Origin of the sequence: Arthrobacter sp. JZ12, from assembly GCF_035189165.1 — a bacterium.
Lineage (GTDB): Bacteria > Actinomycetota > Actinomycetes > Actinomycetales > Micrococcaceae > Arthrobacter_D.
The window spans coordinates 2,600,651-2,624,574 of sequence record NZ_CP045246.1; the positions used below are offsets into that span (position 1 = coordinate 2,600,651).

General features: G+C 64.9%; 22 protein-coding genes. 7 read left to right on the top strand and 15 right to left on the bottom strand.

The features are described from left to right. The first annotated feature begins 51 nt into the window (after nucleotides 1-51). Complete coding sequence (locus tag GC088_RS12035) at nucleotides 52-2,094, top strand: PhoX family protein (protein ID WP_323959234.1); 2,043 nt, start codon at nucleotides 52-54, stop codon at nucleotides 2,092-2,094. A gap of 94 nt (nucleotides 2,095-2,188) precedes the next feature. Here the strand turns inward: GC088_RS12035 and GC088_RS12040 are convergent, their stop codons facing one another. Continuing rightward, the gene (locus GC088_RS12040) at nucleotides 2,189-3,181 is read right to left on the bottom strand and encodes an o-succinylbenzoate synthase (protein ID WP_323959235.1); all 993 of its coding nucleotides are present in this window, start codon (nucleotides 3,179-3,181) and stop codon (nucleotides 2,189-2,191) included. Nucleotides 3,182-3,318: 137 nt separating this feature from the next. Here GC088_RS12040 and GC088_RS12045 point away from each other — a divergent pair, with 137 nt between their 5' ends. Continuing rightward, nucleotides 3,319-5,301 carry a fibronectin type III domain-containing protein gene (locus tag GC088_RS12045; protein ID WP_323959236.1) on the top strand — a complete coding sequence of 661 codons (1,983 nt, stop codon included), beginning with the start codon at nucleotides 3,319-3,321 and terminating at the stop codon, nucleotides 5,299-5,301. A gap of 160 nt (nucleotides 5,302-5,461) precedes the next feature. Next, a complete protein-coding gene (locus GC088_RS12050) occupies nucleotides 5,462-6,367 on the top strand; it encodes a phosphatase PAP2 family protein (protein ID WP_323959237.1) in 906 nt (301 codons plus the stop codon). On the opposite strand, the gene GC088_RS12055 is transcribed toward GC088_RS12050, so the two are convergent. The 7 genes from GC088_RS12055 to pdhA all read right to left on the bottom strand — a co-directional run bounded on the left by GC088_RS12055 (nucleotide 6,364) and on the right by pdhA (nucleotide 13,435). Continuing rightward, nucleotides 6,364-7,578 carry an MFS transporter gene (locus tag GC088_RS12055; protein WP_323959238.1) on the bottom strand — a complete coding sequence of 405 codons (1,215 nt, stop codon included), beginning with the start codon at nucleotides 7,576-7,578 and terminating at the stop codon, nucleotides 6,364-6,366. The two genes, GC088_RS12050 and GC088_RS12055, sit on opposite strands and share 4 nt — an antisense overlap. Nucleotides 7,579-7,587: 9 nt before the next feature. Continuing rightward, on the bottom strand, nucleotides 7,588-8,040 hold the full coding sequence (locus GC088_RS12060) for a hypothetical protein (protein ID WP_323959239.1): 453 nt from the start codon (nucleotides 8,038-8,040) through the stop codon (nucleotides 7,588-7,590). Further along, nucleotides 8,033-8,536, bottom strand: a complete 504-nt coding sequence (locus GC088_RS12065) for a cupredoxin domain-containing protein (protein ID WP_323959240.1) — start codon at nucleotides 8,534-8,536, stop codon at nucleotides 8,033-8,035. Before GC088_RS12065 ends, GC088_RS12060 begins: the two co-directional genes overlap by 8 nt. Nucleotides 8,537-8,774: 238 nt before the next feature. Beyond that, the gene (locus GC088_RS12070) at nucleotides 8,775-9,641 is read right to left on the bottom strand and encodes an MBL fold metallo-hydrolase (protein WP_323959241.1); all 867 of its coding nucleotides are present in this window, start codon (nucleotides 9,639-9,641) and stop codon (nucleotides 8,775-8,777) included. A gap of 32 nt (nucleotides 9,642-9,673) precedes the next feature. Beyond that, entirely contained in the window at nucleotides 9,674-11,173 is a 1,500-nt protein-coding gene (locus tag GC088_RS12075; protein ID WP_323959242.1) for a dihydrolipoamide acetyltransferase family protein, read from the bottom strand. Continuing rightward, nucleotides 11,170-12,273, bottom strand: coding sequence for an alpha-ketoacid dehydrogenase subunit beta (locus tag GC088_RS12080; protein ID WP_323959243.1), 1,104 nt, complete (start codon nucleotides 12,271-12,273; stop codon nucleotides 11,170-11,172). The genes GC088_RS12075 and GC088_RS12080 overlap by 4 nt, the downstream gene beginning before the upstream one ends. After that, nucleotides 12,266-13,435: a pyruvate dehydrogenase (acetyl-transferring) E1 component subunit alpha gene (pdhA, locus tag GC088_RS12085; RefSeq protein WP_416377462.1), complete on the bottom strand. Its 1,170-nt coding sequence runs from the start codon at nucleotides 13,433-13,435 to the stop codon at nucleotides 12,266-12,268. Before pdhA ends, GC088_RS12080 begins: the two co-directional genes overlap by 8 nt. Nucleotides 13,436-13,662: 227 nt before the next feature. Between pdhA and GC088_RS12090 the strand changes: the two genes are divergently transcribed. After that, nucleotides 13,663-14,106, top strand: coding sequence for an Lrp/AsnC family transcriptional regulator (locus tag GC088_RS12090; RefSeq protein WP_323959244.1), 444 nt, complete (start codon nucleotides 13,663-13,665; stop codon nucleotides 14,104-14,106). Nucleotides 14,107-14,365: 259 nt separating this feature from the next. Here GC088_RS12090 and GC088_RS12095 read toward each other — a convergent pair whose 3' ends face one another. The 6 genes from GC088_RS12095 to paaA are packed head-to-tail and all read right to left on the bottom strand — an operon-like array spanning nucleotide 14,366 to nucleotide 18,976. After that, nucleotides 14,366-15,145 carry an enoyl-CoA hydratase/isomerase family protein gene (locus GC088_RS12095; protein WP_323959245.1) on the bottom strand — a complete coding sequence of 260 codons (780 nt, stop codon included), beginning with the start codon at nucleotides 15,143-15,145 and terminating at the stop codon, nucleotides 14,366-14,368. A 9-nt stretch (nucleotides 15,146-15,154) separates the two neighbouring features. Continuing rightward, entirely contained in the window at nucleotides 15,155-16,330 is a 1,176-nt protein-coding gene (paaE, locus tag GC088_RS12100; RefSeq protein ID WP_323959246.1) for a 1,2-phenylacetyl-CoA epoxidase subunit PaaE, read from the bottom strand. Further along, the gene (gene paaD / locus GC088_RS12105) at nucleotides 16,330-16,827 is read right to left on the bottom strand and encodes a 1,2-phenylacetyl-CoA epoxidase subunit PaaD (protein ID WP_323959247.1); all 498 of its coding nucleotides are present in this window, start codon (nucleotides 16,825-16,827) and stop codon (nucleotides 16,330-16,332) included. Before paaD ends, paaE begins: the two co-directional genes overlap by 1 nt. Further along, a complete protein-coding gene (gene paaC, locus GC088_RS12110) occupies nucleotides 16,821-17,645 on the bottom strand; it encodes a 1,2-phenylacetyl-CoA epoxidase subunit PaaC (RefSeq protein WP_323959248.1) in 825 nt (274 codons plus the stop codon). The genes paaD and paaC overlap by 7 nt, the downstream gene beginning before the upstream one ends. Further along, complete coding sequence (gene paaB, locus GC088_RS12115) at nucleotides 17,642-17,941, bottom strand: 1,2-phenylacetyl-CoA epoxidase subunit PaaB (RefSeq protein WP_323962055.1); 300 nt, start codon at nucleotides 17,939-17,941, stop codon at nucleotides 17,642-17,644. The genes paaC and paaB overlap by 4 nt, the downstream gene beginning before the upstream one ends. A 54-nt stretch (nucleotides 17,942-17,995) precedes the next feature. Continuing rightward, nucleotides 17,996-18,976 (bottom strand): 1,2-phenylacetyl-CoA epoxidase subunit PaaA, encoded by a 981-nt coding sequence (gene paaA, locus GC088_RS12120; RefSeq protein ID WP_323959249.1) that lies wholly within the window; start codon nucleotides 18,974-18,976, stop codon nucleotides 17,996-17,998. Nucleotides 18,977-19,183: 207 nt separating this feature from the next. Here paaA and GC088_RS12125 point away from each other — a divergent pair, with 207 nt between their 5' ends. After that, entirely contained in the window at nucleotides 19,184-21,352 is a 2,169-nt protein-coding gene (locus GC088_RS12125) for a S9 family peptidase (RefSeq protein WP_323959250.1), read from the top strand. Between the two features lie 9 nt (nucleotides 21,353-21,361). Continuing rightward, on the top strand, nucleotides 21,362-21,964 hold the full coding sequence (locus GC088_RS12130) for a TetR/AcrR family transcriptional regulator (protein ID WP_323959251.1): 603 nt from the start codon (nucleotides 21,362-21,364) through the stop codon (nucleotides 21,962-21,964). Between the two features lie 66 nt (nucleotides 21,965-22,030). Here the strand turns inward: GC088_RS12130 and GC088_RS12135 are convergent, their stop codons facing one another. Next, nucleotides 22,031-22,894 (bottom strand): PDDEXK-like endonuclease domain-containing protein, encoded by an 864-nt coding sequence (locus GC088_RS12135; protein WP_323959252.1) that lies wholly within the window; start codon nucleotides 22,892-22,894, stop codon nucleotides 22,031-22,033. A gap of 202 nt (nucleotides 22,895-23,096) precedes the next feature. On the opposite strand from GC088_RS12135, the gene GC088_RS12140 reads away from it, so the two are divergent. Continuing rightward, the gene (locus tag GC088_RS12140) at nucleotides 23,097-23,924 is read left to right on the top strand and encodes a DUF427 domain-containing protein (protein ID WP_323959253.1); all 828 of its coding nucleotides are present in this window, start codon (nucleotides 23,097-23,099) and stop codon (nucleotides 23,922-23,924) included.

Genomic DNA, 23,924 nt, shown 5'->3' on the forward strand with positions numbered 1-23,924 from the left:
TCCAGTGGAACCCTCGGATGCGACAGTTCAACACTGGAAGGCCAAACTCCCATGACCATTGAATCCCGCCGTCGGTTCCTGCCCATGCTCGACCATGTCAAGGGCAAGCGCAGCGCCGTCACCTGTGCGCTGAAGTGCGACAACGCCTGCGCCAAGGACGTCTGCAACACGTCGAACAACAGCTACATGCGCGACATCATCTCGGCGGAGTACTCGCGCCGCAGCATGCTGGGCGTCGGTGCCGTCGGGGCGCTGACCCTGCTCCTCGGCGGCAACGCCGTAGCCCAGGCTCCCTCTGCCCAGGGCCTCTCCCCCGCAGCCAAGGCGGGCGGCCGTCTGCAGTTCTCCCCGATCGCCCCCGTTGAATCCACGGTGGACGCCTTCACCGTGCCGAAGACCTACTCGTGGGAGCCGGTCATCCGCTGGGGCGACCCGTTGTTCAACGACACCCCGGACTTCGACATCAACAACCAGACACCTGAAGCTCAGGCCGGCCAGTTCGGTTACAACAACGACTACCTGGACATCCTGCCGCTGGACAAGAAGAACACCCGCGCTGTGCTCGTGGCCAACCACGAGTACACCAACGAGGGCATCATGTTCCCCCCGACCATGGATCCGGCCACCGTTCGCGCCATATCGAAGAACGCCCACGGCATGGGTGTCGTTGAGCTGGAACGCAAGGCGGAAGGCTTCCCGTGGAAGTACGTCCGCGGAGCCAAGCTGAACCGCCGTATCACCATGTCCACGCCGTTCACCCTGACCGGTCCCGCAGCCGGCACCGACCTGGTCAAGACCGTTGCCGATTCCGAGGGACGCACCGTTCTGGGTACGCTGAACAACTGTGCCGGTGGAACCACTCCCTGGGGCACCATTCTCTCCGGCGAGGAGAACTTCAACGGATACTTCAAGGTGGGAACTCCGACGGCTGAGCAGCGCCGCTACGGCCTCACCAGCACCGACCCGGGCCGCGGCTGGCATCTGGACGAGGAGCGCTTCGACGCCACCGCTGAAGGCTACGAGAATGAGCCGAACCGCTTTGGCTGGATTGTCGAACTGGACCCGATGGATCCCAACTCCACCCCCGTGAAGCACACCGCCCTGGGCCGGTTCAAGCATGAAGGCGCGAACGTTCGGGTCAATGCCGACGGTCACGTTGTGGCCTACATGGGCGACGACGAGCGTTTCGACTACCTGTACAAGTTCGTTTCCCGAGACAAGTACATCGAGGGCAACCGCGAGCACAACAAAACCCTCCTGGCCAACGGTGACCTTTTCGTTGCCCGTTTCCAGGGCGACTCTGAGGGTGAAATCGACGGATCGGGCGCAGTGCCGTCCGACGGCTCCTTTGACGGCTCCGGCGAGTGGATTCCGCTGACCCGCGACGGCCGAAGCGCGGTACCCGGCATGACCATCGAACAGGTACTCGTCTACACCCGACTCGCCGCTGACAGGGTTGGCCCCACCAAGCTGGACCGCCCCGAGGACGTCGAGCCCAACCCGGTCACAGGCAAGGTCTACGTCGCCTGCACCAACAACTCCAACCGCGGCAAGGGCTCCAACGCGAAGGCTGACGAGACGAATCCCCGCAACGAGAACCGCGACGGCCACATCATCGAGATCACCGAGACGAACAACGACGCCACGGCATCGACCTTCAACTGGAACTTGCTGATGCTCTGCGGTGACCCCGCACAGGGCGACGTCACCTACTTCAGCGGCTTCCCGGTGGACCAGGTCTCCCCGATCTCCTGCCCCGACAACCTGGCCTTCGACTCCGCGGGCAACCTGTGGATCTCCACCGACGGCGCTTCTTCCGGCATCGGCTACAGCGACGGCTTGTTCAAGGTCAGCCTCGAGGGCGCAGATCGCGGCAAGGTGGAGCAGTTCCTCGCGGTTCCGGGTGACGCCGAGACCTGTGGTCCGGTCATCCACGACAAGGAAGGCATGGTCTTCGTCGCCGTTCAGCACCCGGGCGAGGACGGCACGTGGGGCGCTCACACCTCGCTGTTCCCCTATGACGGAACCCCTGCTCCCCGCCCGTCGGTGGTCCAGGTCTTCCGCGGCAAGAACGGCAAGGGCCTGCGCAAGTAGCCCCCAAGCCGGGATAACCCTGAGCGACAGCCGGAGGACGCAGGAAACTGCATCCTCCGGCTGCTGCCGGCAAGTCCGCCGCTGTGTCCCGCCGTTAAGTCCCGCCAGTCAGCACCCGATGCACACGCTGTAGGCGGTCCAGCCACCACTGCGTACCTGCCGGTGACGCCGCATGGCGTTCGAGGAGTTCTTCCGAAACCGTCACCCGCCGCGGTTCCAGCAACCCGTCAACGGGCGCCAGTGGGCGGTCCGTCACGTCGCCCTCCATCAGGGCCAGCGTCCCAAGACCGCACGCGTACCGCAGCTCCGGCAGCGACGCGGCCAGCGCCACGCCGGCACTGATTCCCACCGACGTATCCAGTGCTGAACTGACGACGGCGGGTAGCCCCGATCGCGCGACGATGTCCAACGCACGCCGCACCCCGCCCAGCGGCGCCACCTTCACGATCAGCAGATCGGCCGCGTCCTCGCGCGCGACCCGCAGCGGGTCCTCCGCCTTGCGGACGCTTTCATCCGCGGCGATCAGCACCGGTACGCTCCGCCTGCGCAGCTCGAGTCGAACCCGCCGTAGACCATCCAGGTCAAGGACCGGCTGCTCGGCATACTCAAGGTCGAAGTCTGCGAGGCGCTCCAGTGCCTCCAGCGCCGCATCCGTAGTCCAGCCGCCGTTGGCGTCAACGCGCAGCTTGGCGGCAGGAAGGAGGCGGCGCACCTCGGCCACGCGCGCGACGTCGTCGTCCAGGTTCTGCCCGCACTCAGCGACTTTGATCTTGACCGCTTCCACGGCGCCGAAGCGAGCAAGCACCCGTTCGACGCCGGCAGCCTCCACCGCGGGCACTGTTGCGTTGACTGAAACCGCGCTCCGTACCGGAGCGGTGTGCCCGAGCCAGGCCGCTTCCAGGCCTGCCTGAAGCCAGGCAGCCGCCTCAACGTCGTCGTATTCGGGGAAGGGCGAGAACTCGCCCCAACCGGCCGGGCCCCGCAGCAGCAGCGCCTCCCGATGAGCCACCCCCCGGAACCGGACGCGCATGGGCAGGGAGACAACCCGCGCTGATTGCAGAACCTGTTCGAGGGATGGCAACTCCATGCGTTCAGGCTATCCATAACGGGTACTCAAGAAATCTCCAAGCCTCTCGAGTGATCCTTTCCGCCATGGGGACTGCGCTGGGGACTGCACTGTAAATCACATTCGGAGCTGGTGCTCCGCGAAGGAAAGGAAACGTGATGGGTTCTCACAATCACGTTGGTCCCGGCCGTTCCGGCTGGATGACGCGAGGGCGCGTCTCCGGTTTGCTCGCTGGAACCACCACGCTGGCGCTTGCCGCGGGCGGAGCAACGGTTGTCATGGCAGCCAACCCACCGACTGGCCCTGGAAATATCGAGATCTTCGCCAAGCGCGACATGGTCGCGATCGAGGGCTACACAAGCCAGGCGGGCGAGAAGGCGGTCATCAAAGTCACCCGCGGCGACCAGGTCATCGGCACAGCCAGCGGCGTCGTCGATGACACCGGTTTCCTGGAGGTCAACCACCCCGGCGGTTCGTGCTGGGACATCGTCACGCCGAACATCACCGGCGGCGACGTGGTCACCGTCGAATTCCCTGACGGCAGCGGCGACGGCGCGGTCACAGGATCGGCCATCATCACCAAGGTGTCCCGGGAGGACTCGGCGGCCACTCCGGAGGCTGGCGACGTAGAGGGCAAGGTCATCGTCACAGGTACATACGGACCGGACGTCGACACCAGCAAGTTCGGTGTCGAAATCGTCAATCCGGACATGCGGGACATGGGCATCGGCGAACGTGCCATCGGCTGGCCGGACGATGAGGTACCGGCTGGCTACACCGTAGAAGGCAAGGCGGAAGCAGGCACGTTCACGGTGACCTACGGGTTCTTCTCGAAGGCCGAGACCGATGCTGCCTTCGCCGGTGATCCGTCCGTGGCCAGCTGGCAGGCCGAACCAGTCGGCGTCGAGGCACAGCTTGGCCTCACCATTTCCGAATTCAAGGAGATCGACGGCCCGGGCTTCGGTGGCTGCCCTGCAGGTCCAGCCGGCCAGGCGCCCAACGCTCCAACGAACGCATTCGCCAGCGCTGCGGGCAACGGTGGCATCAACGTCACCTGGAACAAGGCCACTGTTCCCGCCGACGCCCCACCCATCACCGGTTACCAGGTGATCGCCGAGGACACCGCCCTTGGCCAGGAAGTCAGCCTGAAGGTGGGTTCGGAAGCCACGAACGCTACGCTGCGCGGTCTCGTTGACAAGCAGGTCTATCCCGTCAAGGTAGTAGCCCTCAACGGTCAGTCCAGCACCGCCGCGGGAGCGGGCAGCGTTACGGTCACTGCGGGGGCAGTGAACACGGCTACTCCTCCGACTGCGCCGGGCAACGTGGCTGTCAAGGATGGTTCCCTCGCCGGGTCCGCCGACGTCACGTGGACCGCCGCAACCGCCAACGGTTCAGCGGTGACCGGATACAAGGTCGAGGCGCTCGACTCCGCCGGAACCGCGGTGAAGACCGTCGAAGCCGCAGCCGGAGCGACCACGGCAAAAGTTGAAGGACTTACTCCGGGCACTGCATACAGCTTCGTCGTCACTGCACTGAGCGCCGCAGGAAACACCCCTGCCGCGGCTGTGAATTTCACCGTCGTCCAGGCCGACCTCAAGGCACCGACCGCGCCTACCGTCGTCCGCACGACTACCGGCAATGGCAGCGTCACTGTTGAGTGGCAGCCCGGCGTTGCGGCGAACACCCCGATCACCGGTTACGTCCTGACGGCTACCCCCTCAACCGGCACTCCGGTTGAGGTCAAGACGGAGGCCGCTGCCCGCACCGCGACCGCGAGCGGACTGACCAACGGCACAAGCTACTCGCTGAAGCTAGTCGCAACCAGCGCCGGCGGAGACAGCCCGGGGGCAACCTTCTCCGCAGGTGCCTCGGCAACCGTGACACCGGCAGACCAGCTCACAGGCACCGCGGAGTTCCGGTCGGACCGACGTGAGTGGCGGCTTGGAGGCAGCGCCAGCATCACCGCCAACAACACCATCACCGCAACGAACGCAAGCGGCACAACGATCGGGACGGCCACCGTTGCCGCGGACGGAAGTTGGACCATCCGGACCCGGAACTCGACCGTCCCGTTCACATCCACTATCAAGCTGACCTCGTCGGCGGGCGGTAGCGCGACCATCTCGGCGACGTCCAGGTAACTCCGCTTACCACCAGACGCAGCCACCGACAGACCGGATCCGTCCGTACACGCACTCCCTGGGCGTGTACGGACGGATCCACTGTTTAATCCTCCTGTCCCCGAATACACCGGGGTGCACAGTTGAGGAACCTATTGGAGGCCGTGTAAGTGTTAATCAGGTGAGCACCCAGCACAAGCCCCCGGCACAACGCACCCGGACCGCAGCTCGGCATCCGGTCCTGTTCGTTCTCGGTTCGCTCGCCTGCCTCGTTGCCCTCGGCTGGACCTACTGGGCTTTTGTCCGAACCACCACCGGCCAGTTCGCGGACGAATCGGCCTGGCGGGAAGCAGGCATCGCGGCCCCCGATACTCAGGGCCCCTTTCTGCAGTTCCTCGACAGCCTTCCGGTGATTTCCGTTTTCATCGCCGCCGCCGTGATTTTGTTCGTCACGCTTGCACGACGGCGGTGGGCCTCCGCCGTCATTGCCCTCGGTACGATTGCGGGCGCCAATCTCACTACGCAGGTGCTCAAGAACTTCCTGCTGGACCGCCCCGACCGCGGGGTTCCCACACTGGACTTCAATTCCCTTCCCTCGGGCCACACCACGCTCGCGGCGTCGGCGGCGGCAGCGATCTTCTTGGTGGTCACGCCACGCTGGCGCCCGCTGGCTGCAGCGGTTGGAGGCTTTTATTCCGTGGTGGCGGGTTCGGCCACATTCATCAACCTCTGGCACCGTCCGGCCGACGTTGTGGCAGCCTTCCTCGTGGTCGGGGCCTGGACGCTGCTGGGCGGCCTGCTCATCATGCGACTGGGCAACCCCTGGAATGTCTGGACTGGGTTCGGCGAGCACTGGGCGGCGTCCAGGCTGTGGCTGGTGCTCTGCTGGGCCTGCGGGGCCATCGGGCTGGGCCTATCGGTGGCGCTGTACGTGTCGGTCCAACTGGCGGGCCCGGCTCCTGTGCCGGGAACCGCCGGTATCCCGCTGTTCTTCTGGTTCGGTCTTGCGTTGATTATCGGCGTGGGATTCACGCTGAGCGCCGTTGCTTGCTGGTTCTTCTCAGCCCAGGCACGCCTGCGGAGCTAGCGGCTCTTCGCTGCTCCTTCCCGGCGCGGTGGGATCCACCGCCACAGAACCAACGCCCCAAGCAGGCCCAGCACGCCGGTAGTCCAGATTCCTCCCGCCAGGGTGGCCGCAGCAGTCACGGCTGATACTGCTCCCGGCCCTGCCATGGTCCCGACGTCGGACAGCACCCGCCAGATCCCCAGGAACTGCGGCCTACCCACCGACGGGGAGAAGTCAGCACCAAGAGTCATGACTATCCCGGAACCAATGCCGTTCCCGAAACCGATCAGCAGCGCAACAAGCAGCAGGCTCCACGCATCGGTGGTGAGCGGCAGCAGGAGCAGGGCAAGTTCCATCAGCAGCATGCACGGCACCGCAACCCACCTTCGCCCATGCACGTCCATCACCTTGCCCGCGGGGTAGAAGATCAGCATGTCGATGGCGCCGGACAGGCCGTAGATGAGCGCCGTCGTCGTCGGATCCAGCCCGATCTCCTCTGCCCACAGCGGCAGGACCGCCTGCCTGGTGGCACGAACTGCGGCGATAAGCAGCACGCCGATACCGACGGTTCCGAAGGTCGGCGCGTGGGCACGGAGCATCGAATACACAGTTGGCGCGCCTGGAGGCGGAGCACCGGCAGAGTGGTCATCTGCGGACGAGCGCGCCGCTCGGAGTTCCGGCACGCAGAAACTGAGGACGGCTGCGGCCAGGGTCATCATTGCACCAACCAGGTAGGCGCCGTCGAGACCGGTGAAACTCATTGCGAGCGCGGCGGCAAACGGGCCAAGGAACACGCCGATGCGCGTCACCCCGCCGAGCGTAGAGAGCGCGCGCGCCCGATACTCCAACGGAACGGCTTCGGTGAGGTAGGTCTGGCGGGCAAGGCCGAAGACAGCTCCCGCCATGCCGATCATGAAGATCGCCGCTCCGAAGACTGCGAGCGTAGGTGCAGCGAGGGCAAGGAGCATTGCCGCGGAACACCACAGCGAGGCCCCGACCAGTGACCACCGCTCCCCGAACCGGGTGGTGATGACCGTCGCGGGAACGTTGGTGACCAAGGACCCTATACCGGTGAGGGTGAGGATCAGCGCCGCTGTTGCTGTGTCTGCTCCTAGGTCGGTTGCAGACAGTGCAATCACCGGCACGATGGCGCCGGTGGCCGCACCGTACAGCAGCGGTGGCCCGTATGCGCCTACTGCAATCTGACGAAAACTGAACGGATCCGGGCGCACCGCTCAACGCTACCGCAGGCGTTTATCCTTCCGCGGAGCGAGGAAGAAGCCGACGATGGCCAACACGCCCGCTATGCCCTCCGCGACCGCGCTCACCGACTTCTCAAAGAACCAAATCGGCTCGTACATTGCGGGAATGGGGCCCACCTGGGGAAGCTGGATGAAGGTGGAGAGAACGACGGCGGCGAATGCCGACAGCGCCACGAGCGCCGCCAGGGCGAAGGACAACTTGCTTCCCCGAACCAGCACGTAGATCGCGACAACGACCGCGAGGGCGGCCTGGATGCGGAACAGGTTTCCGCCCCCGATCCCGTCGGGGTAGGCGAACTGGTAGTTGGGGGCGAGCACAAAATGGACGTAGGCGTCCACCGCAAGCCCCAGCGCCACCAAGATGCGCAACGCAACCATCAGCGGCGTCGACCGTCCGTGCGTCATCGGCCGGTGAACCGCCTCACTAGCCATCTGAGCTCACCACCAGCGTGCCCGTCATGTTGGGGTGGTAGGTGCAGAAGAACGGGTACTCGCCGGGCTCTTCGGGCGCCGTGAAGGTGACCGTTTCCCCACCCTGGGCGATTGCGTCGAAGTCATCCGATTCGGTCGTGGTCACCGTGTGCGGCGCGGTGTCCTCGTTGACCACGGTGATTTCCGCACCGGGTGGCACGGATTCGGGCAACTCGTACTCGAAGTTGCGGATCGTGATGACGATATCCTCCGCCGGTGCTTCCCCAGTAGGTTCGGCCGACGCGCCGTCCGTGGCTTCCTCAGCAGCATCAGAGGTTTCGCCAGCGCCGGGCTCAGCCGAGGTGGATACCCCGCCCGGCGACGGTTGCGCGGTCTCGCTCGCTGAGTCCGACGTTGCCGGCGCCTCGGCTGTGGTCCCACCGCCCGACCCGCAGCCCGCCACCCCAATGAGAGCGGCGGCAAGTAGAAATCCCAGGGCACTTCGGGTGACTTTCATGGCTCTCCATTCCGGCGGAGTTCCAGCCCGGCCCAGCCGGATGCCCTACCCCACCACTCAGGTCCAACTTGTTCGTCGCTGGTGGGTTGCCGGATCCCCGGGAATGATGAAAATCAGCTGAAACCGACAGCGGTCCAGTAGCCCCCTGCGATGCTTGTTCCCGAAGAGTACACCCGCGCGGGGACGCCGGAACTGGATTCCCAAGGAATCCACAGGTTCCGCCCGGATTCAGCTTTTTTCAGCTGGGGCTGCCCTGTCGTTCCAGCCATTTCCAGTGCGCGAGGGTGCGCAGACGGGTCAGGAGCGCGCGGGACTGCTCGGGACCGTAGGGCAGGATGGGGATGGCCTTGGTCATGTCCAGGGACGCTTCGTCCATCGCCGTCTTGGTTACGCGTACGGCGTGACGCATCTGGTTCAACTGGGTCACGACGAAGTCGATGCCGACCGGTGCCCCATGGCCGGGCACGAAAACCTCATAGAGGTCATCCAGGGCGCTGATCTTTCCCAGCGTCCGAATCCACTCGGCGGGGAACGAGTCCTCGAAGGAGGGGTCTGCGCCCTCCTCCACCAGGTCACCGGTGAAGAGCACGTTGCCTGCACCCACGAGCAGGTCATTATCCGTGTGTCCGGCGCCCAGGTGGAACAGTGTCACCGAAAGCCCGCCAAGGTCCAGGTCAACGGGTGATCCGGAGACCAGCCGGTTGGCCGGATGGATAGCCGTGTGAGCGCCGTCGCCCGTGGCCATCGCAGGGTCTATCTCTGCGACCTCGCGACGCTGCTCCTCCCCGCTCTCAGCCAGAGCCGCGGCACAGCGCTCGGTCGCCCAGAATTCCGACACACCTTCCGCTGCGAAGAAGGCATTCCCGAAGACATGGTCATAGTGCGAGTGCGTGTTGACGACCGTGAGCGGCAACTCTGTGATCAGCCGGACCGCCTTGAGGATGTGGGCTGCCTGTTCGGGGCCCGTACCGGTGTCGATTACCAGGGCGCGTTCGGATCCGGTCACCAAACCGACGTTCATGGCGAACGGTTCGGTCTGCAGTACCCATACGTGGTCCCCCAACTGCTGCCAGGGGTAGGACTCGTCAACGTTCAGCTCGGACATGGGTTCCTCTCTGGTCGCGCGGCAGTCCCAGTCTAGAGGTCGGCCAGGACACCGCCCGGATTCTCCACAGCGTCCGCAACATAGCGCAGGAAACCTGCCGCCACCACGCCGTCGCACACGCGGTGGTCGAAGGAGAGAGTCAGTTCCGTGACCTTCCGGACCGCGAGTTCTCCATTGACCGCCCAGGGCCGGTCGATGATCCGTCCTAACCCGAGAATCGCTGCCTCCGGGTGGTTGATGATGGCGGCGCTGCCGTCCACCCCGAACACGCCGTAGTTGTTCAGGGTGAAGGTACCCGAGGTCAGGTCAGCGGGCGTGGCCTTGCCGTCCCGCGTGACGGCGGCCAGCCGCCGGATCTCCGCGTCCAGTTGCCGGGCACTCATCCTGTCCGCCCGCCGGATGGCGGGAACCATCAGACCCCGGTCGGTCTGGGCTGCAATCCCAAGGTTGACGCCGTCGAACTTCAGAATCTCCAGCCCGCCGTCCTCGCCTTCGACGATGCGGGAGTTCAACTCCGGGTACCGGACGAGCCCGGCGAGCGCGAACCGAGCCACAAAGGCCAGCAGACCAACTGACTCGTCGGGATTCCGGCGCATGAGGTCTGCGCGCAGTTCGACGAGCGCGGTTGCGTCTACGTCCACCCAGACAGTCGCCTCGGGGATCTCGCGCCGACTGCGCGTCATCGCCTCCGCCACTGCTTTACGGACTCCACGCACCGGTATTCGCTCGCTGATGCGGAGTCCGCTTCGCTGGTCCTCACCCGTGGAGCTGCCGCCATCACTCGTTGCCGGCGTCGCCTCACTCGCCGTCGCCTCCGGTTCGGCCGCCGCCACCGATGCCGGCGCCTCAATTCCCGAAGCCGGTCGGGCACCAGAGGCCGCGATCGCCTGCTCAACATCCCGGCGAAGAATCATTCCAGCGGCACCCGTGCCGGAAATCGAACGGAGGCTCAAGCCAGCATCCCGCGCCAGCTTGCGCACCAGCGGCGAGATGCAGAGCACGGCACGGGGGCCGGCGTCGGACACGGCTGCGCCCTGCTGTGATGCGGCCGGGGGCTGCGCGTCAGTGGCAGTAGCCGTGCCTGTCGCGGCCAGGGCGCGACGACGGCGCGTCCTCCCGCCGCTGCCGGCAGCAGGCGTGCCATAGCCGATCAGTACGTTGCCGGATCCGCTCACGGCTGCATCGGCAGGTGCAGGGCCGGAAGGCGCGACCGACTTCTCGCCAGCCGCTGCTGTAACAGGCGCAGCCGCAACCGGCGTTCCTACCTCAGCCGGCGACACCGTAATCAGCGGTGCCCCGACCGAGATCGTGCTTCCAGCCGTTCCGTGCAGCCTCGTGACGACGCCCGCATACGGAGAGGGGACCTCCACCATGGACTTGGCAGTTTCAACTTCGGCCACCGGCTGGTCGACCGTGACCACGTCCCCTTCGGCAACGAGCCAATTGACCAGCTCGGCCTCCGTCAGCCCCTCGCCGAGGTCAGGGAGCAGGAAGACTTGCCCAGCCGCCGTCGTGAGCGTTTCGGCGCTCATGCGTCCTCCCACTGCAGTTCGTCCACGGTGTCCAGTATCCTGTCGACGCTGGGCAGGTACCAGTGCTCGAGCTTCGGAGCGGGGTAGGGAACATCGAAACCGGTCACCCGACGTACCGGGGCGGCCAGGGAATGGAAGCAGCGCTCCTGCACCCTTGCCACAATTTCGGAGGCAACCGAGGCGAAGCCGGGAGCTTCGGCGATCACGACGGCGCGCCCGGTCTTCCGGACGCTGGCGGTAACAGTCTCGTCATCGAACGGGACGATGGAGCGCACGTCGATCACCTCGAGGCTACGCCCTTCCTCCGCTGCCGCTGCGGCCGCAGCCAGTGCTGTGGGGACGGACGGTCCGTAGGTGATGAGGGTGGCGTCGGTGCCGGAACGGGCGACGACGGCGCGTCCGACCGCCGAGCCGGTGGTGTCGGAACCGGTACCTCCGGAGCCGGTGCCGCCGCCGGCCGCTGCTGCGGCTGCCGCCCTGAGCTCTTCGAGATCAAGCGTCTCCTTCGACCAGTACAGCTTCTTCGGCTCCAGGAAAACCACGGGATCGGGGAAACGGATGGCCTCCCGCAGCATGAGATAGGCATCGCGGACGGTAGCGGGCGTGAGCACCGTCAGGCCCGGCGTGTGTGCGTAGTAGGCCTCCGAGGAGTCACAGTGGTGCTCCACTCCCCCGATCCCACCTGCGTACGGAATCCGGATGACCAGCGGAAGCTTCACCTTTCCCCGGGTGCGGTTGGGCATCTTGGCGACGTGACTCACCACCTGCTCAAAGGCGGGGTACGCGAAGGCATCGAACTGCATCTCGACGACCGGGCGCATGCCGTTCATTGCCATGCCGACGGCCATTCCCATGATTCCGGATTCCGCGAGCGGCGTATCGAAGCAGCGCTCCTCGCCGAAGCGGGCGGTGAGCCCGTCCGTGATGCGGAAGACACCGCCCAGTGGACCCACGTCCTCACCGAAGACCACAACCGACGGATCGGCCTCCATCGCGTCAGCAAGCGCCGCGTTCAACGCCTTCGCGAAGGTGAGGGGCTGGACGCCCGACGGGGAAGCATCGGTCAGCGGTGATTCCTTGCGCAGAGCGGTGTCAGTCATTGCCGGCTTCTTCCCGAAGCAGCTCTTCGCTGAGCTGGGCAGCCTGCTCGCGCAGCTGGCTAGTCTTCTCCGTGTAGACGTATTCGAACAGGTCGGCCGGATGGATATCCGGTTCGGAGTTGAGGCCTTCCCGCAGCACGCCGGCCATCTCCTCGGCCGCTGCTGCGATGCGCTGTTCCTCTTTCTCGGTGAGGAGCTGAAGGTTGCCGAGGTAGGTCCGCAGCCGGGTGATGGGATCCTTCGGCACCCACTGGTCGACGTCGGACTGGGAGCGGTAGCGGGAAGGATCGTCGGCGTTGGTATGTGCCTGCATGCGGTAGGTGTGTGCCTCCACCAGGACGGGACCACCGCCGTCGCGGGCCCGCTCAACGGCCTTGGAAAGCACGGAGAGCATCGCCGCAAGGTCGTTGCCGTCCACCCGCTCACCGGGCATGCCGTAGCCGATCGCCTTGTGAGCCAGTGACGGCGCTACCGACTGGTGCTTGAGCGGCACTGAGATGGCGTATTCATTGTTCTGGATCAGGAACACAACCGGCACGTGGAACACCGCCGCGAAATTCAGGGCTTCGTGGAAGTCCCCCTCACTGGTTGCACCGTCGCCGCACAGTGCCAGGACAACTGTGTTCTCGCCGCGGAGCTTGGCGGCATGCGCCACCCCTACTGCGTGGAGCAGCTGGGTAGCCAGGGGCGTTGCCTGCGTGGCTGTCCTGTGGTGGCGCGGATCATAACCGGCGTGCCAGTCCCCCCGCAGGAGCGTAAGCACTTCCAGTGGATCCACCCCGCGGGTGATGACAGCGACCGTGTCGCGGTAGGTCGGGAACAACCAGTCCGTTGGGTCAAGGACGACGGCGGCGGCCACCTGGCAGGCTTCCTGTCCGTGTGATGAGGGGTAGACCGCCATCCGGCCCTGCCGGACGAGGGCATTGGCCTGTTCGTTGATCCTGCGCCCCACCACGAGCTTTTCGTAGGCCGACAGAAGGAGGGGCCCATCCGGCAGCGGGTAACGGTCGTTGTGCACGTGCTGACCCTCGGGGTCCACGAGCTGGACCGGGTGGGCGGAGGGGAGCATGAAGTTCTCGACCGATCCGCCGGTATCGGCCCCCGCATGCTTCATCGACCCGCTGAACTGGTTTCCTGTGGAGCTCTCGGAGTGAATGGTCATGCCTGCCTCCCTCAGCCGCCGCGGCGTCGGTGCGGCTTCGCTGCCTGACGCTCCGCTTCAAGGGCTTTTGACCCCCGGAGCGGAACGATGATTTGTGCCTCAATTATGGGTAAGAGACAACTTCCGTATCCATGAAACGGAAGGATCATGGAATTCCGGAAGCCGTATCAGTACTCTCGAAGACGAAACGCTTATGTGAGCTGGGTTACAGGGAAGGTTGTAGACAGATGGCCGAACTGCCCCTCGATGAGGTGGACCGGAAGATCCTCGCCGAACTCACACGGGACGGCCGCCAATCCGTGACTGCTATCGCAGAGAACGTCCACATTTCCCGGGCGCACGCCTACTCCCGCATCGCCCGACTCACCGAGAACGGCGTGTTGACCAAGTTCACGGCGTTGATCGACCCCATCAAGGCAGGGCTCCGGTCCTCGGCCTATGTCACCCTCAAGGTCCGGCAACACTCCTGGCGCGAACTGAAGGAGAAGCTGCGGGCCATTCCGGAGGTGCACCATATTGCTCTGGTAGGAGGAGATTTCGACGTGATCCTGCTGGTGCGTGCTGAGGACAACGTCGATCTCAGGCGCGTGATTTTCGACCAGCTACAGTCCATGCCCGGAGTCCTGGACACACAGACGTTCCTCGTTTTCGAGGACATGGACACCCGCTGACACGTCGCTTGAGCGGAACTCCCACACCAGGCGTGAGATGGCCGGGTGTCCGCCGATCCGGCGATGACCCCGTCCGAAGGTCATCGTCCCCCATAAGGCCCCTACCGGCGGACTGCCCGGCCACAACCTCTAGTAAATGCCACGAAAGGACAAATATGTCCTATCGGGCGGCACATTACAGCGCATCGAGTTCAAACCGTTGCAGAACCGGTTGCCTGCACGTACGGTTCTCGCTCGATGCTTCGATGGCGCGAGCGCCCTAGCCCTTGAAGATGGGTTTGCGTTTCTCCTGGAATGCACGGAACCCTTCGGCGTAGTCGGCACTGCTGCACAGCTTGCCCTGTGCGATGTTCTCCTCACTGACCGAATCCCAAAGCCCAAGCCTGCGGTCCCGGACCGAGGCAACCAGTTCCTTCGACGCGCGGAACGCGCCTGTGGCACCTGCGGCAACCCGTTCCACTGCCTGCCTGGTGGCGGGCAACAGCTCAGCAGCCGTAAAGACCCTGCTGAACAAGCCACCGGCCACCGCGTCGGCACCGGTCATCAAATCAGCGGTGTAGATCAGGTCGAGCGTCCGATGTGCTCCCAGCCGTTCCGTGAACAGCCAATGTCCGCCTGAATCCAGCGTTGCCCCCAGCCGCGCAAAGGGGGACCCGATCTTCGCCGTGTCCGCCACATACACCACGTCCGTGGCGATCAGCAGCCCCAGTCCAACCCCCAGGCACGCCCCCTGCGCCGCCGCGAAGGTTGGGGCAGGGAAGGCGCTCATCTTCCGCAGCAGCGGTGTGACAAGGCCATCGAGGTAGGCGACCGCGTCGTCGGTCTCGGGTTCGACGCCGGCAATATCGCGCCCCGCGCAAAAGGCCCGCCCTTCACCGCGAAGCAGGAGAGCGCGGACGCGGCCTTCCGCTGCCGCGGAGGCGGCGTCGTCGTACGCCAGCGAGAGTTTGGACAGGGCTTCCTCGTTCAGCGCGTTCAGCTTGTCGGGTGCGTTCAGGACGATCTCCGCTACGTTCCGCTCGATGGTCAGCTCGATCACGGGTTCCTCCTAGGCGTCGTAGTCCACTATGACTTCGGGACTGGTGGGGCGGGACTGGCAGGTCAGCACATAGCCTTTCGCCAGTTCGTCCGGCTCCAGGGCGTAGTTTTCCTCCATGTCAACGGTCCCGCTCACCAATCTTGCCCGGCAGGTACCGCAGACACCGCCTGCGCAAGCGAACGGGACATCGGCGCGAACGCGCAGGGCGGCGTTGAGGATTGATTCACGGGCGTGGGCAGGGCTGGTCACGGAGCCCCTCAGCCCGTCGAGGGTGAACGTGATGATGTAGGAGTCGTCCGCCGGGTCGTCCCGGATCGGGCGTCCGATTTGCCCTTCCGGCCTGGCGGGCTCTCCTGTGGTGAACAGTTCGAACCTGATCTTCTCCGGTGGTACCCCACGTTCGGCGAGCGTGTCACGGCACAGTTGGACAAGCTCGAAAGGCCCGCAGAGGAACCACTCATCGACATCGTCGGTACGGATGACGCTGGTAAGGAGGGTCTGGAGTTTCACGGCATCGATTCGCCCGGTCAGTAGCGGCGAGATTCGCTGTTCGCGGGAGAGCACGTGGTGCAGCGCGAAGCGTGCAGGATACCTGTCCTTCAGGTCGGCGAGCTCTTCGAGGAACATGACGTCCATGGCCGCACGATTGGCGTAGATCAGGTCGAAGCGCACTGCCGGATTGGCCGCGAGCACCGAACGCGCGATGGCGATGACCGGTGTGATCCCGGAGCCGGCCGCGACCGCCACGAAGGCGTGACCTGTCTCGGTGTCGATACTGTCGGGATTGTTCAGCCCATTCATGGGGTGTTTCGAGATGAACTGACCCATCGGGCTCATGACGTCCAGCCGGTCACCGGCCTTCAGGAACTCGTTGGCCCAGGTGGAGAACACCCCGCCGAGATCTCTCTTGATGGCAACACGAATCTCGCTGCTGCCGTCCTCGAAGTTGCGGGGTTCGGCGCAGATTGAGTAGCTCCGGCGCACTTCCCGGGGCTTCCCGTCGACGTCCAACGTGGTGCGCAGGGCAACATACTGGCCGGGTACGTAGTTGAATTTGCCCGCCAGGTCCGCCGGTACGGCGAACGTCACTTCGATCGCATCCTCCGTGAGCCGTCGGACCTCCGAAACGGTCAGCTCGTGAAACGCAGTTCGCCTCCGGGTGGACGGGGCAAGCTTCACTGCCATCAGTGGACCTTGAAGTAATCGAACGGCTCCCTGCAGTCCTGACAGACGTACAGCGCCTTGCAGGAGGTCGACCCGAACCGGGTCAGCTCTCGCGTGTTGAGCGACGAGCACTGTGGACACTTGATCCCCAGCCGGACGCTGATCTTTCCGCTCGCTGCCCGTCCTGTTGGTGGAGCAATCCCGTACTGCTCGAGCTTCGCTCTACCGGCCCCGCTCATCCAGTCCGTTGTCCAGGCCGGGGACAGAACCAGGTTCACGTGGACATTGGTGTAACCATGCGCAGCAAGGGCAGTGAGGATGTCATCGCGGATTGTGTGCATGGCCGGGCAGCCCGAATAGGTGGGCGTGATGGCCACGGTGACGGCGCCGTCGTTGTGCACATCAATCGCGCGGAGGATTCCGAGATCCTCGATGGTGAGGACCGGAATCTCCGGATCCGCCACAGTGGCAGCGATATTCCAAACGGTCTCTTCGAGGGTGCGCGCCGCCGTCACCATGTCGCTCCCGGATGTTCCCGGGCGAGCACCTGCATCTCGGCGAGGATGTAGCCCAGGTATTCGCTGTGGTGGCCCTGCCGGCCGCCACCAACGGCCGCGGGAACAGCCGGAATCTTCAACTCCGCCTCGGCGAAAAGTCCCTCCAGTTCCGCATCGAAGGCGGCGCGCAACCCGGAGGGCTGAACCGCAATCCCTTTGAGCTCGTCCAGAAGGGCGTCATGTTGGAAGAGTTCGCCGACATACGGCCAGGTAAGGAGGAGCCCTTCGACCATGCGGCGGCGCGACTCATCGGCTCCGAGCGCAAGGCGCAGGACCCACTGCCTGCTGTGGTCCCGGTGGTAATCCACTTCCTTCACGGCCTTCGCAGCAATGGCGGCGATTGTTGGGTCGGCCGAACCGGTCAGGTGCTTGTAGAGCTCGAACTGGTAGTAGGAGACCACGAGCTGCCGGGCAATGGTCCGTGCGAAGTCGCCATTGGGCTGTTCAACCAGGTGGACTGAGCGGAATTCGTCCTCGCCCCGGAAATACGCGAGGTCGTCCTCCGTCTTCCCCCAGGCCCGTCCGGCGTAGGTGAGGAAGGATCGCGCGTGGCCGAGCAGGTCCAGCGCGATGTTACCCAGCGCCACGTCCTCCTCGAGCTCCGGTGCCCTCGAGATCCACCAGCCAAGCCGCTGCGCCAGGACGAGGGCATCATCACCCAGCCCGAGGGCGTACTGCGCCACCGCTGCACTGGGTACGGCCTCCGAGACCGCGATGTCCTCGGGCCGCAGAGCATTGCCCGGGGTGATTCGGGTGGCGCTGGCGCTCGCTTCGCTCACAGGTGCTTCACCCCTTCGCTCTTCGTGTAATACGTGGCGTGCCGGTAGTCCTTGCCCTGGGGCGATTCGAAGAACTGCCCCTTCGCGTCGGGATCGCTGGCAACAATTGCCGACGCCGGTACAACCCACAGGCTCACGCCCTCGTTGCGCCGGGTGTACAGGTCGCGGGCGTTCCGCAGTGCCATCTCTGCGTCCGGAGCGTGGAGGGACCCGGCATGCACATGGCTGAGCCCGCGTGAAGACCGTACAAAAACCTCCCAGAGCGGCCATGGCCCAGCTGTGGGGTGTCCGGGCAGTTCCGCGCTGGGGCCCTTCGAACCGTCGTCGGCCGCTTGCGATCCGCTGACCACCTACGCCGCCTCGCCCACGGCAGCGGCACGCTTGGCGGCTTGCTTTGCGGCGTAAGCCGCAGCGGCCTCACGGACCCAGGCACCGCCGTCGTGCGCTTCACGACGCCGCTCCATCCGCTGGGCATTGCACGGCCCGTGACCGGCGAGGACTTCCTTGAACTCGTTCCAGTCGAGCGGACCGTGTTCCCACCGTCCCGTGTCCTGGTTGTAGCGGATCCGGTCGTCCGGGAGGGTGAGTCCGAGGACCTTGACCTGTTCGGCAATCATGCCGACAAAGCGGGAGCGCAATTCGTCGTTGGAGAACCGCTTGATGTTCCAGGCCATGGACTGCTGCGAGTTCGGTGAGTCCTCGTCCGGCGGCCCGAACATCATGAGGCTGGGCGCATACCAGCGGTTCACGGCGTCCTGGGCCATCGCCTTCTGGGCCGGCGTGCCGTTGGAAAGCTCTAGCAGGATCTCGAAACCCTGGCGCTGGTGGAAGGACTCTTCCTTGCAGATCCGCACCATCGCGCGGCCGTACGGGCCGTAGGACGCGCGGCAGAGGGGCACTTGGTTGGCGATCGCGGCGCCGTCGACCAGCCAGCCGATGGCCCCCATGTCCGCCCAGGTTCGCGCCGGATAATTGAAGATGCTCGAGTAACGCGCCTTTCCCGCGATGAGGTCAGCCATCATCTGATCGCGTGAAGTGCCGAGGGTTTCGGCGGCGGAGTAGAGGTACAGGCCGTGACCGGCTTCATCCTGGACCTTCGCCATGAGGATGGCCTTGCGCTTGAGGCTCGGTGCGCGCGTGATCCAGTTCGCCTCGGGCTGCATGCCGATGATTTCGGAGTGCGCGTGCTGGGAAATCTGGCGGGTAAGCGTCTTGCGGTAGGCCTCCGGCATCCAGTCGCGCGGTTCGATGCGGGAGTCCTCTGCGATCAACCGGTCGAACTGCGCCTGTTCCGCCGTCATCTCCTGGGAGTTGTCGGTAGCCGTAGTCATGAAGTCACCTCGCTGTGGGCCGGGAGGGCAGGGACCCGCCCGGAAATAATTACCGACCGTTCGTTCAGGATATCGACGCGGGATGCGGCCAGTCAACAGATCGACCGGCTGCCACCGCCCAGCTGCCACCGGGCAGGCAGGCAGTGCCGTCGTCGTCGTTTATTCGCTTCGCATGCAGGTGTCGGTAGGGGCTGGCAGGATGGAACCATGACTTCCGCCCCCGTTGCCAAGAAGGTCCCCACCCAGCGCATCCATCACGGCGACCTTTTCGTCGATGAGTACGAGTGGCTCCGCGCCAAGGACGATCCCGAGGTCGTCGAGCATCTGAAGGCCGAGAACGCGTACACCGACGCCGTCACCGCCGGGCAGGAACAGCTCCGCCAGGACATCTTCAACGAAATCAAGAACCGCACCCAGGAGACGGACCTGTCAGTCCCTGCGCGCAAGAAGGACTGGTGGTACTACTCGCGCACGGAAGAGGGGAAGCAGTACAGCATCCACTGTCGCGTGAGGGCCACCGACACCGGCGACGTCGCGCGTGACTGGACACCGCCGGAAGTCCTGCCCGGCCGGCCGGTTGACGGCGAGGAGGTGCTGCTGGACGGCAACGCGGAGGCAGAGGGCAAGCCCTTTTTCTCCCTCGGTGGGCTCGCGGTCAGCGAGGACGGGAACCTGCTGGCGTACTGCGTCGACAATGCTGGAGACGAACGCTTCACGCTTCGGATCAAGGACCTGCGGTCGGGGGAAGTTCTTCCCGACGAAATCCCGAACGTTTTCTACGGACTGGCCTTTTCCCCCGATGCATCCCAGGTCTTCTACACCCTGGTCGACGACAGCTGGCGCCCGTACCAGGTGAAGTCACACCGGCTGGGCACCGCCGTCGAACAGGACGAGTTGATCTACCAGGAAGACGACGTCGCGATGTGGACCGGTTTCGACCTCTCCGCTGACCGCACCCAGCTGTTGATCGGTATCAGCTGCTCGGAGTACAGCGAATACCGGGTCCTGGACCTCACGGATCAGGGCAAGGGGCTGGCCACGCTCATTCCGCGGTCCGAGCGCGTGCTGTACGAACCCGAGCCGCTTCGCGTGGAGGGGCAGCTTCACTACCTGCTCACGCATGACCGCGGAGCGAAGAACTCGATGGTCAGCCTCGTGGCCGCAGACCAGTTCGAGCGCCCAATCGCCGACCAGGACTGGCGCACCGTTGTGGAGCACGACGACGCCGTCCGCGTCCACGGTGCCACCGTCACCGAAACGCACGTGCTCGTCTCGGTGCGCAAGGACACCACCATGCGAGTGCAGATCCTGCCGCGCCGAGGCCTCGCTACACCTGCCCAGCCGGCGCCGATCGAACCGGGCTTCGACGAAGAGCTCTACACCTGCAACCTGGCCGGTGCTGAGTTCGAGTCCCCGCTGATCCGGCTCTCCTACACCTCCTACTTCACGCCGGCGCGGGTCTACGACTACCTGCTCGACGGCGGAGCCCTCATCCTGCGCAAGGAGACGGAAGTCCGCGGCGGCTATCGCTCCGAGGACTACGTGGCGGAGAGGCAGTGGGCCACCGCAGCGGATGGAACGCGGATTCCGCTCTCGGTCCTTCGCCGTCGGGACCTTCGGCAGGACGGCACCAACCCCGCGGTCATCTATGCCTACGGCAGCTACGAGATCAGCATGGACCCGGGTTTCTCCATCTCGCGGCTGTCCCTGTTGGACCGCGGGATCATCTTTGTCGTGGCGCATATCCGTGGGGGCGGCGAGATGGGCCGCACCTGGTACGAAAACGGCAAGAAGCTCTCGAAGAAGAACACCTTCACGGACTTCGTCGACGCCACCGATCACGTGGCCGGGTCCGGCTGGGCTGACCCTGACCGCATCGCCGCGATCGGTGGTTCTGCCGGCGGCCTGCTGGTAGGCGCGGTGGCAAACCTCGCTCCCGAGAAGTACCGTGCCATCGTTGCGCAGGTGCCCTTTGTGGACACACTCACCACCATCCTCGACCCCGAGCTGCCGCTTTCTGCGCTGGAGTGGGAAGAGTGGGGCAATCCCATCACCGACCCCGAGGTGTACCAGTACATGAAGGAGTACACCCCGTATGAGAACGTGCGCGCCACGGCGTACCCGCGGATTGCGGCGGTGACCAGCTTCAACGACACACGCGTCCTGTACGTGGAGCCGGCCAAGTGGGTGGCAAAGCTCCGCGAGGTAACTACGGGCAGCGAGCCCATCGTCCTTAAAACGGAGATGGACGGCGGCCACGGCGGCGCCAGCGGGCGGTACGAGCGGTGGAAGGACGTGGCCTGGGACTACGCTTTCGTTGCAGATGCGCTCGGCGCCACGTCCGTGCTGCCGAGCGCAGTGAACGTCGCCGGCTAGGACTGCCCTATGTCCAGCCCTGAGACCACAACCCGGCGCGGACGCCCCGGATACGACCAGCAAGCCGTCCTCAACATCGCGGTGGATGTGTTCAACCGGCACGGGTACGAGGCAACCTCCATGGGGCTGCTGGCCGAGAACCTGGGCATCAGCAAGTCGGCCATTTACCACCACGTGCCCTCGAAGGGGGACCTGCTGAAGCTTGCGCTGGATCATGCGCTGGGCGGGCTCGAGGCAGTTCTTGAGCATTCGGACGCGGTGTCGGGCAAGGCGGACGAGAGGCTGGAGTATGTTCTGCGAGGCACAATCGCCGTCCTGATCGAGCGGTTGCCCTACGTCACGCTGCTGCTCCGGCTGCGCGGGAACACGGACATTGAGCGCGATGCCCTTGAACGCCGTCGTGCTTTCGACCATCAGGTGGCCGCACTGGTTGATGCCGCACGCTCAGAGGGTTCCATCCGGAAGGACATCGATCCTCGCACAACAGCCAGGCTTTTGTTCGGCACCATCAATTCGCTGGTGGAGTGGTACCGGCCGGGTGGTCCGCTGACGCCGGAGAAGCTCGCGGACGATGTCATCTCCATGATCTTCGAGGGCCTGCACCGAGGGTAGGTGTCCGCGAGACACTCGGAGGCACCGGCCCTCGCGCTCGGCGTCGCTCCCACCGAATCAGCTGATTCAGTGGGACTGTCTAGACATTCCCACTGAAACTCCTCTGCGAGTGGGACGGGCCGCTCGAGCTTCCCGCTGCCTGGCAAGGGCGCTGTGTACAAGCTTCAAGTAACCATCTGGATCACCGGCAACCTGTTGGTACGTCACCCTAAGCACAGGGACGCCTTCGACCTTCAGAAGGTTCCAGCGCCGCCGGTCTTCCTCGAACTCGGTAGGGCCGCTGTGATACTTGCGTCCATCGGCTTCGATGCCCACCATTCCCTCCACCAACAGGTCAAGGCGTCCAACGTCCTTCACGTAGACCTGTGATTGCACCGCCAGCCCCGATTCCTTCAACGGATACCGCGCAGCCGTTTCAAGTAGGGATTGAGAGTACGGATCCACCAGCGCAACAATCCTTCTGAGCTTCGCATCCCGTTTCCCGCCCACGAGCTCGCGGAGCTCGCTAAGCGTTACCCAGCCCTGCACCACGGCGGATTCCACAATGCAGAGCGCGTCCAACTCAGGCAAACAGCGCATTGCCTGCACGCAGATGGACCAAGGTGTCACAGGAAGGGATCCACGGTGGATCTTCACGTCGTCCTCCGGCTTCCGCCCATGGTCCAGGCAAACATGGAGTATGGATGGAGGCCGAAGCACCCACAGTCCCAGGCGCTGAGCGGCACTAATGCACGCCAGGTCTCCCCCAAGGAGCGCCGCGCGGAGGACGCTCTCTTCGGCGTCGGGAGCGGCGTAAATTCCGCGACCCACCCGCGCAAGGGCTCCGACCTCCAACGCCCGCTGTAGCTGCCTCGAACTGACTCCGCCACTGACTAGGTCCCGCCGGCGCACCACCCCTCCGCGTATCCGCACAATCTCTTCTATCGTCATGTTTTCCATCCTGAGCGCACCGCGGATCGGATCCACAGGAGGATGCGGCTATGTGGAAAGCCTTAGCGCTGTGGGGAGTTCCAGCGGAAGCTGGTGTTCGGTGGGACTGTCTCGACACTCCCATTGAACGCCGGGATTCGGCGGGGAGAACCACCAGACCCGCACGCTTGACGGCTGAGACCAGCCGGCGGACCCTGAACCCATGGCCGCCAAACTCTCGAGCACCATGCTGGGCCTCCTACCGGAACTGCGGTACGAGCCAACTCCCAAGCGGATACGCGCAAACCTCAACGGCGGTACGATCGTCGACACTCAGCGTGCCCTGCTCGTGTGGGAACCACGCCGCGTCACCCCGATCCTCGCCGTACCCGAGGATGACCTCGCCGCAACCCTGTCACAGCAGACAGAGGAATCCTGTGGCCAAGAATTTCCCTTCGCGGGGATGCTGGACGGGCCACCTGTTCTCGATCCCCGCACAGCCTTCTCCCGGCACACCACTGCCGGCACCCCGCTGACGCTGTCTTCGGCGGACAGGACCCTGCCGGGCGCCGCCTTCCGGCCCGACGACGACGCCCTCGGCGGCTATGTCCTCCTGGACTTCGACGTTCTCACCTGGTGGGAGGACGACGAGCCGATCATCGGCCACCCTCGCGATCCGTTCCACCGCGTGGACATCCGCCGCACCTCCAAGCACATCGCGGTGCAATGCGAGGGGACGCTGCTGGCCGAAACAACGCGCGCAGAGCTGCTGTACGAGACCATGCTTCCGCCGCGCACGTACATCCCGCCCGATGACGTGCGCCTGGACCTCATGGAACCCAGCACCACTACAACGGTCTGCCCCTACAAAGGGCAGGCCAGCTACTACTCCTTCGCAGGCTCGTCAGGGCCCTTGGATGTCGCCTGGACCTACGATTCCCGGTTCCCGGACGCGACGCAGATCCACGGCCTCATCTGCTTCTTCGATGAACGCGCCGACATCCTGGTGGACGGAATACAGCAGGAGCGGCCGCACACGCCCTGGTCCTGA